A 12,701-nucleotide genomic window follows, 5' to 3' on the forward strand; every position below is an offset into this window, starting at 1 on the left:
GCGCCCTTCCTTATGGGGAGTGTCGCGCCATTACCAGCGGGGAGACGAAGCGATGGTCCGGAAACTCGACGACGAAGAACGCGCCGCGCTGCTCGTCCGCTTCCCCGACTGGACGCACGAGCCCCAGCGCGACGCGATCACCCGCCGCTTCAAATTCGACGATTTCGCGCAGGCCTTTGGCTTCATGGCGAGCGTCGCGATCATCGCCGAAAAGATGGACCATCATCCCGAATGGTCGAACGTTTACAACCGGGTGGACATATTGCTGACGACGCACGACGCCGATGGTTTGTCGGAAAGGGATGCGAAGCTGGCCGAGGCGATCGAGGGGTTGCTGTAGGGAAGGGCGGGTTTCGGGGCGAGGGCAGTCAAGCCGGCCTACAAATCCCGTTCGTGTCGAGCGAAGTCGAGACACCCATCGGGAGCGCGTGCTTTCGGGGTGTCTCGACTTCGCTCGACACGAACGGAAATAGAGTATGGTCTGGAAACCACCCCCATTCCCGCCTCCGCGACCGTCCCGCTTGCCTTCTCCCCCATCCCGTTTCACAAGCAACCAAAACAGGGGAGCCCGAATGACCGACAGCCTGCTGCGCCGTAAAACCATCGTTCTGGAGAAGCAGGAAGGACAGGCGCTCGCGCGCACGCTGGGCTGGCCGCATCTCGTGGCGCTCGGGGTCGGGGCGATCGTCGGCACCGGCATCCTGACGCTGATCGGCGTCGGCGCCGACAAGGCGGGGCCCGCGGTGATTCTGTCCTTCGCGGTCGCGGGGCTGATCTGCGCCTGCGCCGCGCTCGCCTATGCCGAGATGGCGACGATGATCCCCGCCTCGGGCAGCGCGTACACCTACAGCTACGTCGTCATCGGCGAGCTCATCGCGTGGATCGTCGGCTGGAGCCTGATCCTCGAATATTCGCTGGTGGTCAGCGCGGTCGCGGTCGGCTGGTCGGGCTATGCCGCGCCCTTGCTCGAGGCGTCGCTCGGCGTCCCGATGGCGCTGATGCAGGGTCCTGAGCTTGGCGGCATTGTCAACCTGCCGGCGATCGCGATCATCGCCATCGTCGCGGGCATGCTGCTGTTCGGCACGCGCGAGAGCGCGACGGTCAACGCGATCCTGGTGATCGTCAAGATCATCGCGCTTGGCGTGTTCGTCGCGGTCGCGCTGCCCGCCTTCGACGCCGCCAATCTCGAGCCCTTCAGCCCCTATGGCTTCGCCAAGCATATCGGCCCCGACAGGGTCGAGCGCGGGGTGATGGCCGCGGCGGCGATCATCTTCTTCGCCTTCTATGGCTTCGACGCGATCGCCACCGCGGCCGAGGAAGCGAAGGATCCCGACCGCGACCTCAAGATCGGGATCGTCGGATCGATGTTCGTCTGCGTGCTCATCTACATCGCGGTCGCGGTCGCCGCGGTCGGTGCGATTTCGTACAGCAAATTCGCCAACAGCCCCGAGCCGCTCGCGCTGATCCTGCGCGATCTCGGCAGCCCCACGGCGGCCTATTATCTCGGCGTGTCGGCGGTGATCGCGCTGCCGACCGTCATCCTCGCCTTCTTTTATGGCCAGAGCCGCATCTTTTTCACCATGGCGCGCGACGGGCTGCTGCCGAAGTCGCTCGCCGCATTGTCGCCGCGCGGTACCCCGGTGCGCATCACCATCTTCACCGCGCTCGTCGTGGCGGTGCTCGCAGGCTTCATCCCGCTCGACGAGCTGGCGGCGTTGGCAAACGCAGGGACGCTCGCGGCCTTCACCGCGGTGTCGATATGCATGCTGATCATGCGCCGCCGCGCGCCCGACGCCCTGCGCACCTTCCGCACGCCGCTGCCGTGGGTGGTCGGCGGCATCGCGGTGCTCGGCTGTATCTATCTCTTCGTCAGCCTGCCCGCGCAGACGCAGATCTGGTTCGGCATCTGGAACGTCGCCGGGCTCGCGGTCTATTTCCTCTATGCGCGGCGGAACGCGGTCGCCGGCTGATCAGTCGAACAGCTCGCTCAGGAAGCTCTTGTATTTCTTCTTGTGCGGCTTGCCGTAAGTGCGGTCGTCATAGCCGCGTTCGCCGCCGCGATAGTCCTGCTCGCGATATTGCGGCTGAGGCGGCGGCGGAGCCGCCTGCGGACGCGGGGCCGGTGCCGGGGCGCTGGCGCCCTCGCTGCGCTCGATGATCTTGTCGAGTTCGCCGCGGTCGAGCCAGACGCCGCGGCACTGCGGGCAATAGTCGATCTCGATTCCCTGCCGTTCGGACATCGTCAGATTTACGCGGCAGGTCGGGCAAAGCAGCCCCTGGGCATCGGACACGGATTTTCCTTTCATGCAGAGAGCGGCCGAAACCGCCACTGCGCATCGAACGCTCGCAGCAACATCGCGTTCCCGAAAAGCAAAAGCCCCGCTGCCGCCCCGGGGAGAAGCGGCAGCGGGGCCAGTCGGGCGCCGCGCTGTGTTCAGCTGTCGGCTTCGAAGGCCAGCAAGTCGCCGGGCTGGCATTCGAGTTCGGTGCAGATCGCCTCGAGCGTCGAAAAGCGCATCGCCTTGGCCTTGCCCGTCTTGAGGATCGAGAGGTTCGCCAGCGTGATGCCGATGCGGTCGGAGAGGTCGGTCAGCGTCATCCGCTTCGCGTGAAGCAGGTCGTCGAGTTTTACCACGATCGCCATCACACCGTCCCCTCGAGCTCGTCGCGCATCGCGGTGCCGCGCTCGAATACCGCGGCGAGGACGAAGGCGAGCAGGATCGCGAGGATGCTCTGCAGGTTGATACCGCCCATGTCGGCGAACTGGCTCGTCGACACCGCGATGCTCCGCGCGATCGATCCGAGCGGCAGTGCGAGCAACTGCACTGCGACCAGCGCCCAGCCGATATGGCGCAGCCGCGCGGCGTTGGCGGGGATGAAGGGATCGCTCGCCGCGCTGGCGACCAGCGCCTGCAGCTTGCGGATGATGTAGACCGCCACCGCTAGCACTGCGGCGAGGACAGCGAGCAGCGCGAAGAGTTGCGGTCGGATGTTCGCGGCGTCGAGGAAGACCTGGCTGTTCTTCGCCTCGACCGCGATCTCGGGCCACATGACCGCGAGCGCGCCGGCCGAGCCGATGACGACCAGGAAGGCCGCGGCGATCAGCGCGAGCATCAGCCACAACAGCGCGCGGGTGACGCCGAGCAGCGTTTTATGGTCTTCAGGCATGTCGTTCTCCGATAGGGTTGTTATCGAAGAACGATATAGCCGCGGATTTCCATATCGTCAATCGATAATATCGAGAAACGATAATACGTCGTCGGGGAGCGGCGGCGAGGCCATAAACACCGTTCGCCCTGAGCTTGTCGAAGGGCCGCTCTTTCTTGAGGCGTCAAAGAGAAGAGCGGTGCTTCGACAAGCTCAGCACGAACGGGTTTGGAAACTTAGCCCGCCGACCAATCGAAGCCGAGCGGCGCCTCGCGGAACGCAAAGCGGTCGAGGTGGCGCGCGACGACGCCCTTCATCGCCTCGACATGCTCCGCGCTGCTGGCCTCGATCCGCACCGTCAGCGCCGCGGCGCCGGCATCGAAGGTCACCAGCGCGTCACCCGCCCAGGTCGCGCCGCGCGCGTCCTTGGGAAAGGTCACGGTGCCGTGCTCGGGGGTGAACTCGACCTTCAGATTATGCTGCCAATGCTTGCACAGCTGCTGGAGATATTTGCTGGCGTGCGTGGTCGGGACGCGGGCGATCGCGCCAAATGGGGCAGGGCTCATGCCAGCCGCTCGATCTTCTGCGCCGCCTCGTCGATCAGCGCGACGATCTCGTGCAATTGCGTCTCATCGAGGTCGCGGTCGCCCAAGCGATTGACCAGCACGGCGCGCAAATTGCCCATCGCGCGGCGCACCGACGCGCTGTCGGTGCGCTGGCGTTCGTCGCCGACCGCCAACAGCCGCGCGATCAGCGCCTCGGCGAGTTCGGCATTCGCGTCGAGCTCGGCCTGGCCCTCGGCGGTGATCGCGAACAGCTTCTTCGCGCCGTCGCTGTGCTGCGCCGCGATCTGCCCCATGTCGCCCAGCAGGGTGAGGGTGGGATAGATGACGCCGGGGCTCGGCGCATAGGCGCCGCCGGTCAGCTCCTCGATCCGGCGAATCAGATCATAGCCGTGGCGCGGCTCGTCGGCGATCAGCTTGAGCAGCACGAGCCGCAGCTCGCCGCTGTCGAACATCCGCCGCCGCGATCCGCGGCCCTCGTCGTCGTCGCGGTGGCCGCGGCCAGGCCCGCGCCCGAACCGGCCGCCGCCGAAACCATGACCGCGTCCGCCGCGATGCATGCCGTGGCGCTTGCCGCAGCCGTGCCCGCTCATATGTCCGTAAAAATGCATCTTATCGTTCCTTAGAGTGGTTCTTGATAGCTCTAAGATATATCTTAATGAGAAATGCGCAAGAGGCTGAGCGAAAAAGCGCGATCGGTGCATCGGAGGCCGCGCGGCCCGCCCGAAGTGTGCCTAAAGGCCGTCTTCCTCGGCGAGCGTCAGCAGCCGCTGCCAATGCCGCCGGTCGCGCGCGTTGAGGCCGCGGTCGCCCGCGCGCCGTTCCAGTTCGGGGCGCGTGTTGTCGCCATGTTTCAGGCGCATCTGCTGCAACGCGTCGAGATCGTCCGCCAGCCGCGCCGCAGCACGGCGACCGCCGAACAAATTCGAAAATGGCAAGAATCCCTCCTCAAATGCCGGTCGATGCAAGGGGGGAACGCATCCAATATTCGCAACCTAACAGATTCGTCGCACCCTGTCAGGACCGTTCTGCCTGTGAAGTCATGCCGTCGCGGCACAATTTTCGGCGTTTTTCCGCCGATTGCGGCTTGACTTCGCCGGTCCCGCCGCTATTGGCGACCCCGCATTGCCAAGGATCCGAATTTTCTCGGGGCCGCGGCAATTCCGTCCGAGACAGTTGGTGAAGGGAATATGCCCTTCTTAATTTCCAGCCGAGACGGGGAAAAGTCTTTATCGGTCGCCCGCCTGCATGTCAGGCGCCAGCGGCTTGACCGACCCCATCGGACATCGTTGCGTACCGGCAGGCGAGCCTTGGCTCGCCCCGGCCTGTGCGTGTTTTAGCCGCCCGGCGGCGTATGCGTTCCGGCGCGTACGGTTCCGGGCACAGAGTGGAGTATAGGCATGGATCGTACGGAAAAGGCCGAAGCCGTATCCTCGCTGAACGCTACGCTGGGATCAGCTGCTGCTGTTGTGGTCGTCCGCAACCTCGGCATGACCGTCGCTCAGTCGACGGTGCTGCGCCAGCAGATGCGCGACGCAGGGGCCGACTTTCGCGTCACGAAGAACCGTCTTGCCAAAATCGCGCTCGATGGCACGTCCTACACCGGTATCGGCGACCTGCTGACCGGTCCCACCGCGCTTGCAACCTCGACCGATCCGGTCGCGGCGGCCAAGATCGCGGTGGAGTTTGCCAAGACCAACGACAAGCTTGAAATCGTTGGTGGCGGCATGGGCGACGTGGTCCTCGACGTTGATGGCGTGAAGGCGCTGGCTTCGCTTCCCTCGCTCGACGAGCTGCGCGCCAAGATCATCGGTCTGGTGCAGGCTCCGGCCACCAATGTTGCGCAGATTGCCGCAGCCCCGGCGGGCCAGTTGGCGCGGGTCTTTGGCGCATATGCCGCCAAAGAAGCAGCGTGATTTTGAACTGAACCCTTGAAACTACTGCCGGGATATCCCGGTTCTGATGGAGAATGAACATGGCTGATCTTGCAAAGATCGTTGAAGAACTGTCGACCCTGACCGTCCTCGAAGCGGCTGACCTGTCGAAGATGCTCGAAGAAAAGTGGGGCGTTTCGGCCGCCGCTGCTGTTGCTGCCGCTCCGGCCGCTGCCGCTGCCGGTCCGGCTGCCGAAGAGCAGACCGAATTCGACGTCATCCTGACCGGTGACGGCGGCAACAAGATCAACGCGATCAAGGAAGTCCGCGCGATCACCGGCCTGGGCCTCGGCGAAGCCAAGGCGCTCGTCGAGAGCGCGCCGAAGGCGATCAAGGAAGGCGTCAACAAGGCCGAAGCCGAGGAGCTCAAGAAGCGTCTCGAAGCAGCCGGCGCGACCGTCGAACTGAAGTAATCGGTTCAGGGGTTCTCGCCGGTCCGCCGGCGGGATCCGACGCAAAAAAAGGGCGGTGCCGCGAGGCACCGCCCTTTTTCATGCCCGAAGGCCAGCCCGTTTATTTGCGGGCGAAATCCGGACGGCGGAAGCCGTGCGACAGGCCGCGCTGTACCGGTTCGGGGCGGCGCACATCCTGCTGCGCGGGGACGGCGGGCGCCGGGCGCTGGGCGATTTCCCAAGCGCTGACGGGCTGGCGAGCGGGCTCGCTCGCCACCGGCTGCTCGCCGGCGAGCGTGGCTTCGTAGGCGACGCGTTCCTTGCGATCGAGGAAGCGCGCGCGCTTCAGGCGCTTCGACAGCGTCGCAAAGGGATTGTCGGCGGTCGGACCGACCAGCGCCATCGCCTCGTGCCGCCCCATGCTGCCGCTCGGCGCGGCGGCAAAGCTTGGCGTCGTGCGGCGCACTGGCTCCTCGACGGGGGCCGGGGCGGGGATCGGCTCGGGGTTGACCATCGGCTCGGCTTCGCGCGCCACGACCGGGGCTGCGGCAGGCGCAGTCGGCACCCATTCGGTCTCGGCAGCGGTCTTGCGGAATTCCCACGCATCGGCGGCAACCGCGTGGCGACGACGACGGGCAAAGGTCAGGCCGACACCGCCTGCGAGCAGCAGCGCGGCGGCACCGCCGACGATCTCCCAGGGGAAGCCGTCGCTGGGAGCGGCAGCTTCGGTCGTGACCGCGGTGGGTGCCGGATCGACGACGGGAGCGACGGGCGCGACTTCGGCGGCCGGGAGTGCACTCGCGGCTGCGGCGGTCGCGGCGACAGGCGCCGCCTCAACGGGAGCCGGAGCGGCGGGTGCGGTGCGTTCGGCAGCGGCAACACGCGGCGCGGCCTTTGGCGCGGGACGTGCCGCAGCCTTGGCGGCGGGGCGCGGCTCGGACTGCGCGACCGGCGCGGCGGGAAGGTCCAGCGGAACGCGGATCACCGGCGCGGGGGCCGGAGCCGGGGCGGCGACCGGGCTGGTCGTCGTCGGCACCGTCGGCGCGACGGGTGGGGCCATCACGGTCGGCGGCGCGGGTTCTGCCACGGGCGCGGTCTGCGCCAGCGCGGCGGGGGTGGAGAGGGCCAGAAACGCGGCAATCGCGCTTGCGGCGGGGCGGGAGAGGGTCGGTTTCTTCGTCATAGTAACCAAGCAACGAGCGCGCCCGCGAAAGCGCTGCCCGAAAGGTCCCATTTTCACGGCGAACCGTGGCGCCGCATCGGCGTGACGAAGAATCGGGCGCGCTTTGTCGCGTCCCGCGGTCGCCTTCGCGTTCAGCCGAGCGGGGTCGCGTGCGGCGTTCCCAGCGTCTGCGCGGCGGCCGCCGAGATGGCGGCGCCCACCAGCGACATGTCGCGGTCGAGTCGCTCGTCGAGCGCGCGATCGGCCAGCAGCGCCAGCTCCGAAATCAGCGGCATCGACAGCGACAGGCGCAGCGTCCCGGCGGCTTCGCCATTGGGGAGGAGATGCGTGCGCACCGGCTGACCCAAGCGGATTTCGTGCCCCAGCCACTGGCGCGACTGTTCGGCGATGCGGCGGTGCATCGCGCGCGCGGCGGCGAAATCGCACACCGGCCAGCGCGCCGACAGGTCGAGCGTGCGCAAGGTTTCGGTCGCGAGGCATGACGTCGCGCCGGCACCCGGCACCTCGACCAGTTCGAGCCGCTTCACGACGCGCATGACATGATGGCTGAAGCGTGCGGTGACGTCGGTGACGCGGTCGGCGGGCAGCGCGGCGAAGCGCTCGATCTCGATCATTGCCGCCTGCAGCCGCAGCAGCAGTCCGAAATTGCCGAGCGCGGGCAGCCTTTCGGCGCCCGGCCAGTCGGCCGGCCATTCGGCGCGCGTCGCGATGCGGCGAAAGCCGTCGGGCAGTGGGCGCGCGCGTGCCGCGACCGCCGCCGAAACGAGCGCGAAGCCGCTGAACGGCGGCCCGCCCGCGAATTTCGACCCGGTCAGCAGCACGACGCAGCCGAGCGCGAGGTAGCGGCGCACGATAGCGGGGGCGATGCGCAGCTGGCACGCGTCGACGACGATCGTCATCGCCTCGCCATGCGCCGCGACGAGCTGCTCGACGTCGGCCAGCGCGGGAAGCGTCAGTCCCGATTTCGATCCGTGGACGACATGCACGACCGCCTTGCGGCCGCTCGCGGCCGCCCGTTCGACATGCGCGGAAAGTTCGTCGGCGACCGCGGCAGAGGCGCGCGGCGTACCCGTGGCGTCGCGCACCGCGACATCGACCAGCTCGGTGCCGGCAAAGGCCGGGTCGATCGCCGCTTGCAGGGCGACGCGTGCGCCGGTCGCGGTCTCGTCGGCGAAGAAGCGCCCCGCGGCGCTGTGGACGCAGCCGCTGCCGACTTCGTCGCGTCCGAGCAGGACCGCGGTGATCGGCCGCCCGTCCCACGCCGCGGCGAGCCCCGCATATTCGAGGTCGGTGCCCGACGCCGCGAAGATCACCTTCGTGTCGGCGTGGCCGTGCGCCTCGACCAGCTTGTGCCGCAGGATTGCGAGCCCCTCGGCATAATCGTCCGACGGAACCGGCCGGTCGAGCCCATGATGCCAGCGGTCGAGCAAGGTCTGAAAGGCATGCTCCGAAATGCTGCTGATCGTCGACGAGCCATAGGCGAGCGCGTCGGAGGGCCGCACGCTGGCATAATATTGGTTGCGCCCCGCCGCGTCGGGCCGGATGCGCGCGTCGCCGCCGCTGGTCAGCGCGCTCGCCAGTCGCGCGGCATAGCGCTTGCCCGGCGAAAGGCGGGGTTCGTCGGCGGCGATGACGTTGAGCAACATGCGCATGCGGTCCTGTGCGGGGGTGGGGCAGGACCCCGCATCTAGGCCCCCAAGATGACACTGATCTTGCGCTTTGGTGTCAGCGCCGTCACCGAAAGGTCATCGCGGTGCAACCTCACTGTGGTCGAAGCGACTTATGCGAACGACCCATCTCGAGCCGACCCGGCTGACCGACGCCCTCCGCGACCAGAGGCTGCTGTTCATCGCCAAACATGCGCGCTGGACCGGCGGCCTCCACCCCGACGACGGCAATCACGCGCTCTATCACCGCGAGATCCGCGAAATCCTCGAAGGCCTCGGCCTGCCGCTCGTCGTCGCCGACAGCTACACCGCGCTGTTCGACCGGCCCGACGCCGATTTCGTCTTTCCGCTGCTCAACCGCGGCGGCTTCTTTAATAGCGAAATGCTGCTGCCCCTGCTCTGCAACCGGCTGCGCCTGCCCTATGTGGGCGCCTCGCCGATCGTGCGCGGGCTGTCCGACGACAAGCATCTCACCAAGCTCGAGGCCGCGGCGCGCGGCGTACCGACCGCGCCCTGGGCTTTGTTCCGCCGCGGCGCGCCGATCGATGTGTCGCGCTGCCCGCCTGCGGCGCGCTGGGTGATCAAGCCCAACAACAGCTCGGCATCGTGGGGCATCCGCGACGCGCACGACCGCGTCGAACTGGCGCAGGCGGTGGCCGAAATCCACGCGCTCGACCATGACGCGATCGTCGAGCCCTTCATTGCAGGCAGCGATGTCGAGGTGCCGGTGATCACGCTGGACGGCGCCCCCGCGATGCTGCCGATGATGATCTTCGAACAGGCCGACCCGACGCATTTGCGCACCTATCAGGAAAAGCGCGACCTGATCGACCGCAGCGCCAAATACAGCCTCAAACTGCTCGACGCGCCCGAGATCGCCGAACGGATCGCCGCGCTGACGGTGCAGATGGCCGAAATCTTCCGTCCGTTCGACTTCGGTCGTTTCGAGTTCCGCGTCGATTTTGCGACCGGCGAGGTGCGGCTGCTCGAAGTCAATCTCAACTGCAACCTCTGGTCCGAAAAGGTCTTCGGCCGCGCCGCGGTCGCCGCGGGATTCAGCCAGTCCGATCTGATCGAAACGATCGTCGCCGAATCGATGCTGCGCCAGCTGGCTCCCGCGGCGGCGCGGAGGGACGCGGCATGACCGATACGTCCGTAAAATTGGGTTCGATCCTGATTCTCGCCGGGCGCCGGCCGGGCGCGGTGGATGCGCTCGCCGAGGCGCATGGCGTCGCCGACAAATGCCTGGTGCCCGTCGCGGGGCGGCCGATGATCGCGCATGTCCTCGCCAGCGCCGCGCAAAGCGACGCCGCGACGATCTTCGTGTCGAGCCATCATGACGGGCTCGCCGACGATCTCGGCGATATCATTGTCGATCGCCTGGGCGACCGGCTGGTTTTTGTCGGCGCCGCCGACAATCTTGCCGATTCGGTGCTCGCGGTCGCCGAGCAGGCGGCTTTTCCGCTGCTGATCACCACCGCCGACAATTGCCTCTTGTCTCCCGACACTATTGCCGAGATCGGCGCCGAGGCCGCGCGGCTGGGCGTCGAGGCCGGGGTGGCGCTCGCGCGGCGCGAGGATGTACTCGCCGCGCATCCCGAGGGGCAGCGGCGCTTCTACGAATTTTCGGACGTCGCGGTGTCGAACTGCAACAGCTACTGGATCGGCCATCGCGGCGCGCTGAAGGCCGCGGAGGTGTTCCGCGGCGGCGGGCAGTTCGTCAAGAAACCGGTGCGCGTGATGCAGGCCTTCGGCCTCATCAACCTGCTGCGCTTTCGCTTCGGCCTCGGGCCGATCCACCATATCTTCCGCCGCATCTCGCGGCACCTGAAGGTCGATGTGGCGCCCTTGCTCGTGCGCGACGGGGCGACCGCGGTCGATGTCGACAACGAAAGGTCGCTGCGCGCGACCGAGGCGATCATGGAGAGGCGCCAGCCGCCGCAGCGGCCGGCCGCGGATTTACTGCTTGGGCTTCACGCGGGCCAACCTGATCATCGCCTTGCCGATGCCGGTCTCGTTGGCTGAGATGGTCAGGCAATTGCCCTTTAACTTGGGCTTGTCGCACAGGTCCCAGACTTCGCCGGGATAGACGGCGATGCTGCCGACCAGAAAGGCGTGCTGCAGCGAAGGCTCGTCCTTCTCTAGACGGTAGTAATCCCCGTCGAACTTCTGGCCCTCGAACAGGGTCAGCGTGCCTTCGATCGTCTTGGATTTATCCTGTGCGGCAAGCGGACTTGCAAGCAAGGGTGAGGCCGGCAGCGACGGCTGCGAGGCGGGCGAAACGGGTCATGCGGAATCTCCTTTATGGCGACTCTCATGGCGGGAAAAAAGGGACCGGCGTCAACGGGGTGACGCCGGTTCCGGTTTGGGCGTCAGTCGGCGACCCAGTTGCCGTGGAAGCCCGGCGGGACGCGGTGCGGCAGGTGGACCACCGCCTGCGGCTTGCCGGTAAAATCGTCGGCATTCAGGATGACGAGGTCGGTGGTCTCGTCGTTCATGTCGACAACGAGGCCGATCAGCCAGCCGTCATCCTCAGCGCCCGCCGCGCTGCGCGGCACGAAGACGAACTCGCCGGGATGGCGGCCGGGGCCGAAATCATGGACGTCGGTGGTCCCGGCATTCAAGTCGTGGCGGAACAGCTTCGTCTCGGCCAGCGCCCATTCGGTCGACGTGCCGTCGGGAATGGCAACACTGTAAACATAGCGATACGGCTTGGTCGTCAGCCGCTCATCGTAGCGCGGGAATTCCTGCGCATGATCGTGGATGACGGTGCGCGTCGTGGTGCCGGCGGCCGGGTCGATCGTCCAGCGCTCCATGCGCGATTTCTCGCTGTCGGGGCCGCGCTTGGAACTCGCGAACATCGTTTCGTGCGCGACGACGTCGACGATCACCTTGCCGTCTTCGGTTTCATAGGCGTTGGCGGGGTGGAAGACATAGCAGGGCTCGACCGGCACCCAGATGATCTCCTCGGCGCTGCCTTTCCTGGGGAGGAGGCCGACGCGCGCCTGATGCGCCTCGTTCCACGCGTAGGGGAAGCGATAGCCCGACAGCAGCATCTTCATCGAGAAGGTCACGGGCAGGTCGAGGACCAGCACATAATTTTCGGTGATCGCGCAGTCGTGGATCGAGGGGCCGTCTCTGACCGGAATCGCGAGTTCGCGGGTAACCTGCGCGTCCTGGTCGAGCACGACGTGCCACACCTTGTTCGGCTCGTCGCCGCGGTAGGTGATCGCGTGCATCTCGTCGGTGACGGGGTCGTGATGCGGGTGTGCGGTGTAGCCGCCTAGCAGCGTGCCGTCGAACGGGTTGTGCGCGATGGTGTCCAGTTCATAGCCGAGTTCGACGGGTTTGCCGCCCGCCTCGACGATCGCGAAGGTGCGGCCCGCCAGGCCGACGACATTGGTGTTCGGCGCGTCGTTGGTGATGTGGCGCGGACCGGGGGGCAGTTCCTCTCCCAAGGCTTCGCACGCCTCGCTGCCGCGCACCCAGCGGTTGCGGTACCAGACGGCCTTGCCGCCCTCGATGCGGATGCCGTGCACCATACCGGCGCCGGTGAACCAGTGATAGCTGGCGGGATCCGGCGCGATCGCGGGGTTGGGGCCGTTGCGCAGATAGCGACCGGTCAGCGCGGCGGGGATTTCGCCGTCGACGCGCAGTTCCTCGAGCGTGACCTCCTCGGTCATCGGCTTGTGGATGCCGGTCAGGAAGGGGTGCGCGTCGGTGGGGCGGGGGAGGCGCTTGCGGTTGAAGTCGGCGACCTTGCCGATGCCCTTGACGACGGCGCCGCGGATCAGGCTTTCTACGTTGCTGGCCAT

General features: G+C 67.0%; 16 protein-coding genes. 6 read left to right on the plus strand and 10 right to left on the minus strand.

From position 1 onward, the window contains the following. Positions 1 to 52 precede the first annotated feature (52 nt). Both BWQ93_RS00710 and BWQ93_RS00715 read left to right on the plus strand, forming a co-directional pair. The gene (locus BWQ93_RS00710; protein ID WP_077028843.1) at positions 53 to 340 is read left to right on the plus strand and encodes a 4a-hydroxytetrahydrobiopterin dehydratase; all 288 of its coding nucleotides are present in this window, start codon (positions 53 to 55) and stop codon (positions 338 to 340) included. A 232-nt stretch (positions 341 to 572) separates the two neighbouring features. Next, positions 573 to 1,970 carry an amino acid permease gene (locus BWQ93_RS00715; protein WP_077028844.1) on the plus strand — a complete coding sequence of 466 codons (1,398 nt, stop codon included), beginning with the start codon at positions 573 to 575 and terminating at the stop codon, positions 1,968 to 1,970. Here BWQ93_RS00715 and BWQ93_RS00720 read toward each other — a convergent pair whose 3' ends face one another. The 6 genes from BWQ93_RS00720 to BWQ93_RS00745 all read right to left on the minus strand — a co-directional run bounded on the left by BWQ93_RS00720 (position 1,971) and on the right by BWQ93_RS00745 (position 4,648). Then, on the minus strand, positions 1,971 to 2,306 hold the full coding sequence (locus BWQ93_RS00720) for a TFIIB-type zinc ribbon-containing protein (RefSeq protein WP_077028845.1): 336 nt from the start codon (positions 2,304 to 2,306) through the stop codon (positions 1,971 to 1,973). Positions 2,307 to 2,434: 128 nt separating this feature from the next. Continuing rightward, on the minus strand, positions 2,435 to 2,644 hold the full coding sequence (locus tag BWQ93_RS00725) for a helix-turn-helix domain-containing protein (RefSeq protein WP_056373879.1): 210 nt from the start codon (positions 2,642 to 2,644) through the stop codon (positions 2,435 to 2,437). Further along, positions 2,644 to 3,168 carry a DUF2975 domain-containing protein gene (locus tag BWQ93_RS00730; protein ID WP_077028846.1) on the minus strand — a complete coding sequence of 175 codons (525 nt, stop codon included), beginning with the start codon at positions 3,166 to 3,168 and terminating at the stop codon, positions 2,644 to 2,646. The genes BWQ93_RS00725 and BWQ93_RS00730 overlap by 1 nt, the downstream gene beginning before the upstream one ends. Before the next feature lie 215 nt (positions 3,169 to 3,383). Beyond that, entirely contained in the window at positions 3,384 to 3,713 is a 330-nt protein-coding gene (locus BWQ93_RS00735) for a DUF2218 domain-containing protein (protein WP_077028847.1), read from the minus strand. After that, on the minus strand, positions 3,710 to 4,321 hold the full coding sequence (locus tag BWQ93_RS00740) for a PadR family transcriptional regulator (RefSeq protein WP_443029355.1): 612 nt from the start codon (positions 4,319 to 4,321) through the stop codon (positions 3,710 to 3,712). Before BWQ93_RS00740 ends, BWQ93_RS00735 begins: the two co-directional genes overlap by 4 nt. Positions 4,322 to 4,444: 123 nt before the next feature. After that, positions 4,445 to 4,648, minus strand: a complete 204-nt coding sequence (locus BWQ93_RS00745; RefSeq protein WP_156878073.1) for a hypothetical protein — start codon at positions 4,646 to 4,648, stop codon at positions 4,445 to 4,447. Positions 4,649 to 5,110: 462 nt separating this feature from the next. Between BWQ93_RS00745 and rplJ the strand changes: the two genes are divergently transcribed. Then, complete coding sequence (gene rplJ, locus BWQ93_RS00750) at positions 5,111 to 5,626, plus strand: 50S ribosomal protein L10 (protein ID WP_077028849.1); 516 nt, start codon at positions 5,111 to 5,113, stop codon at positions 5,624 to 5,626. Between the two features lie 59 nt (positions 5,627 to 5,685). Then, complete coding sequence (rplL, locus tag BWQ93_RS00755; RefSeq protein ID WP_077032120.1) at positions 5,686 to 6,057, plus strand: 50S ribosomal protein L7/L12; 372 nt, start codon at positions 5,686 to 5,688, stop codon at positions 6,055 to 6,057. Between the two features lie 100 nt (positions 6,058 to 6,157). Here rplL and BWQ93_RS00760 read toward each other — a convergent pair whose 3' ends face one another. After that, the gene (locus BWQ93_RS00760) at positions 6,158 to 7,219 is read right to left on the minus strand and encodes a hypothetical protein (RefSeq protein ID WP_077028850.1); all 1,062 of its coding nucleotides are present in this window, start codon (positions 7,217 to 7,219) and stop codon (positions 6,158 to 6,160) included. 131 nt (positions 7,220 to 7,350) lie between these two features. Then, a complete protein-coding gene (locus tag BWQ93_RS00765; RefSeq protein ID WP_077028851.1) occupies positions 7,351 to 8,871 on the minus strand; it encodes a hypothetical protein in 1,521 nt (506 codons plus the stop codon). A gap of 130 nt (positions 8,872 to 9,001) precedes the next feature. On the opposite strand from BWQ93_RS00765, the gene BWQ93_RS00770 reads away from it, so the two are divergent. Together BWQ93_RS00770 and BWQ93_RS00775 are read left to right on the plus strand one after the other, a co-directional pair. Next, positions 9,002 to 10,030, plus strand: coding sequence for a D-alanine--D-alanine ligase family protein (locus BWQ93_RS00770; protein WP_077028852.1), 1,029 nt, complete (start codon positions 9,002 to 9,004; stop codon positions 10,028 to 10,030). Beyond that, positions 10,027 to 10,911, plus strand: coding sequence for an NTP transferase domain-containing protein (locus BWQ93_RS00775; RefSeq protein WP_083720458.1), 885 nt, complete (start codon positions 10,027 to 10,029; stop codon positions 10,909 to 10,911). The genes BWQ93_RS00770 and BWQ93_RS00775 overlap by 4 nt, the downstream gene beginning before the upstream one ends. Here BWQ93_RS00775 and BWQ93_RS00780 read toward each other — a convergent pair. Together BWQ93_RS00780 and BWQ93_RS00785 are read right to left on the minus strand one after the other, a co-directional pair. After that, entirely contained in the window at positions 10,846 to 11,130 is a 285-nt protein-coding gene (locus tag BWQ93_RS00780) for a beta/gamma crystallin-related protein (protein WP_077028854.1), read from the minus strand. The two genes, BWQ93_RS00775 and BWQ93_RS00780, sit on opposite strands and share 66 nt — an antisense overlap. A 128-nt stretch (positions 11,131 to 11,258) precedes the next feature. Next, positions 11,259 to 12,701 (minus strand): 8'-apo-carotenoid 13,14-cleaving dioxygenase, encoded by a 1,443-nt coding sequence (locus tag BWQ93_RS00785; protein WP_077028855.1) that lies wholly within the window; start codon positions 12,699 to 12,701, stop codon positions 11,259 to 11,261.

Origin of the sequence: Sphingopyxis sp. QXT-31 (assembly GCF_001984035.1) — a bacterium.
Taxonomy (GTDB): Bacteria; Pseudomonadota; Alphaproteobacteria; order Sphingomonadales; family Sphingomonadaceae; genus Sphingopyxis.

Bases quoted from the DNA above. Each gene is read 5' to 3' on its own strand.
- BWQ93_RS00725 (WP_056373879.1), bottom strand. From the start codon at position 2,644: ATGGCGATCGTGGTAAAACTCGACGACCTGCTTCACGCGAAGCGGATG.
- BWQ93_RS00765 (WP_077028851.1), bottom strand. From the start codon at position 8,871: ATGCGCATGTTGCTCAACGTCATCGCCGCCGACGAACCCCGCCTTTCG.
- BWQ93_RS00715 (WP_077028844.1), top strand. From the start codon at position 573: ATGACCGACAGCCTGCTGCGCCGTAAAACCATCGTTCTGGAGAAGCAG.
- BWQ93_RS00710 (WP_077028843.1), top strand. From the start codon at position 53: ATGGTCCGGAAACTCGACGACGAAGAACGCGCCGCGCTGCTCGTCCGC.
- rplL (WP_077032120.1), top strand. From the start codon at position 5,686: ATGGCTGATCTTGCAAAGATCGTTGAAGAACTGTCGACCCTGACCGTC.
- rplJ (WP_077028849.1), top strand. From the start codon at position 5,111: ATGGATCGTACGGAAAAGGCCGAAGCCGTATCCTCGCTGAACGCTACG.
- BWQ93_RS00730 (WP_077028846.1), bottom strand. From the start codon at position 3,168: ATGCCTGAAGACCATAAAACGCTGCTCGGCGTCACCCGCGCGCTGTTG.
- BWQ93_RS00740 (WP_443029355.1), bottom strand. From the start codon at position 4,321: ATGCATTTTTACGGACATATGAGCGGGCACGGCTGCGGCAAGCGCCAC.
- BWQ93_RS00775 (WP_083720458.1), top strand. From the start codon at position 10,027: ATGACCGATACGTCCGTAAAATTGGGTTCGATCCTGATTCTCGCCGGG.
- BWQ93_RS00720 (WP_077028845.1), bottom strand. From the start codon at position 2,306: ATGAAAGGAAAATCCGTGTCCGATGCCCAGGGGCTGCTTTGCCCGACC.
- BWQ93_RS00770 (WP_077028852.1), top strand. From the start codon at position 9,002: ATGCGAACGACCCATCTCGAGCCGACCCGGCTGACCGACGCCCTCCGC.
- BWQ93_RS00735 (WP_077028847.1), bottom strand. From the start codon at position 3,713: ATGAGCCCTGCCCCATTTGGCGCGATCGCCCGCGTCCCGACCACGCAC.
- BWQ93_RS00760 (WP_077028850.1), bottom strand. From the start codon at position 7,219: ATGACGAAGAAACCGACCCTCTCCCGCCCCGCCGCAAGCGCGATTGCC.
- BWQ93_RS00785 (WP_077028855.1), bottom strand. From the start codon at position 12,701: ATGGCCAGCAACGTAGAAAGCCTGATCCGCGGCGCCGTCGTCAAGGGC.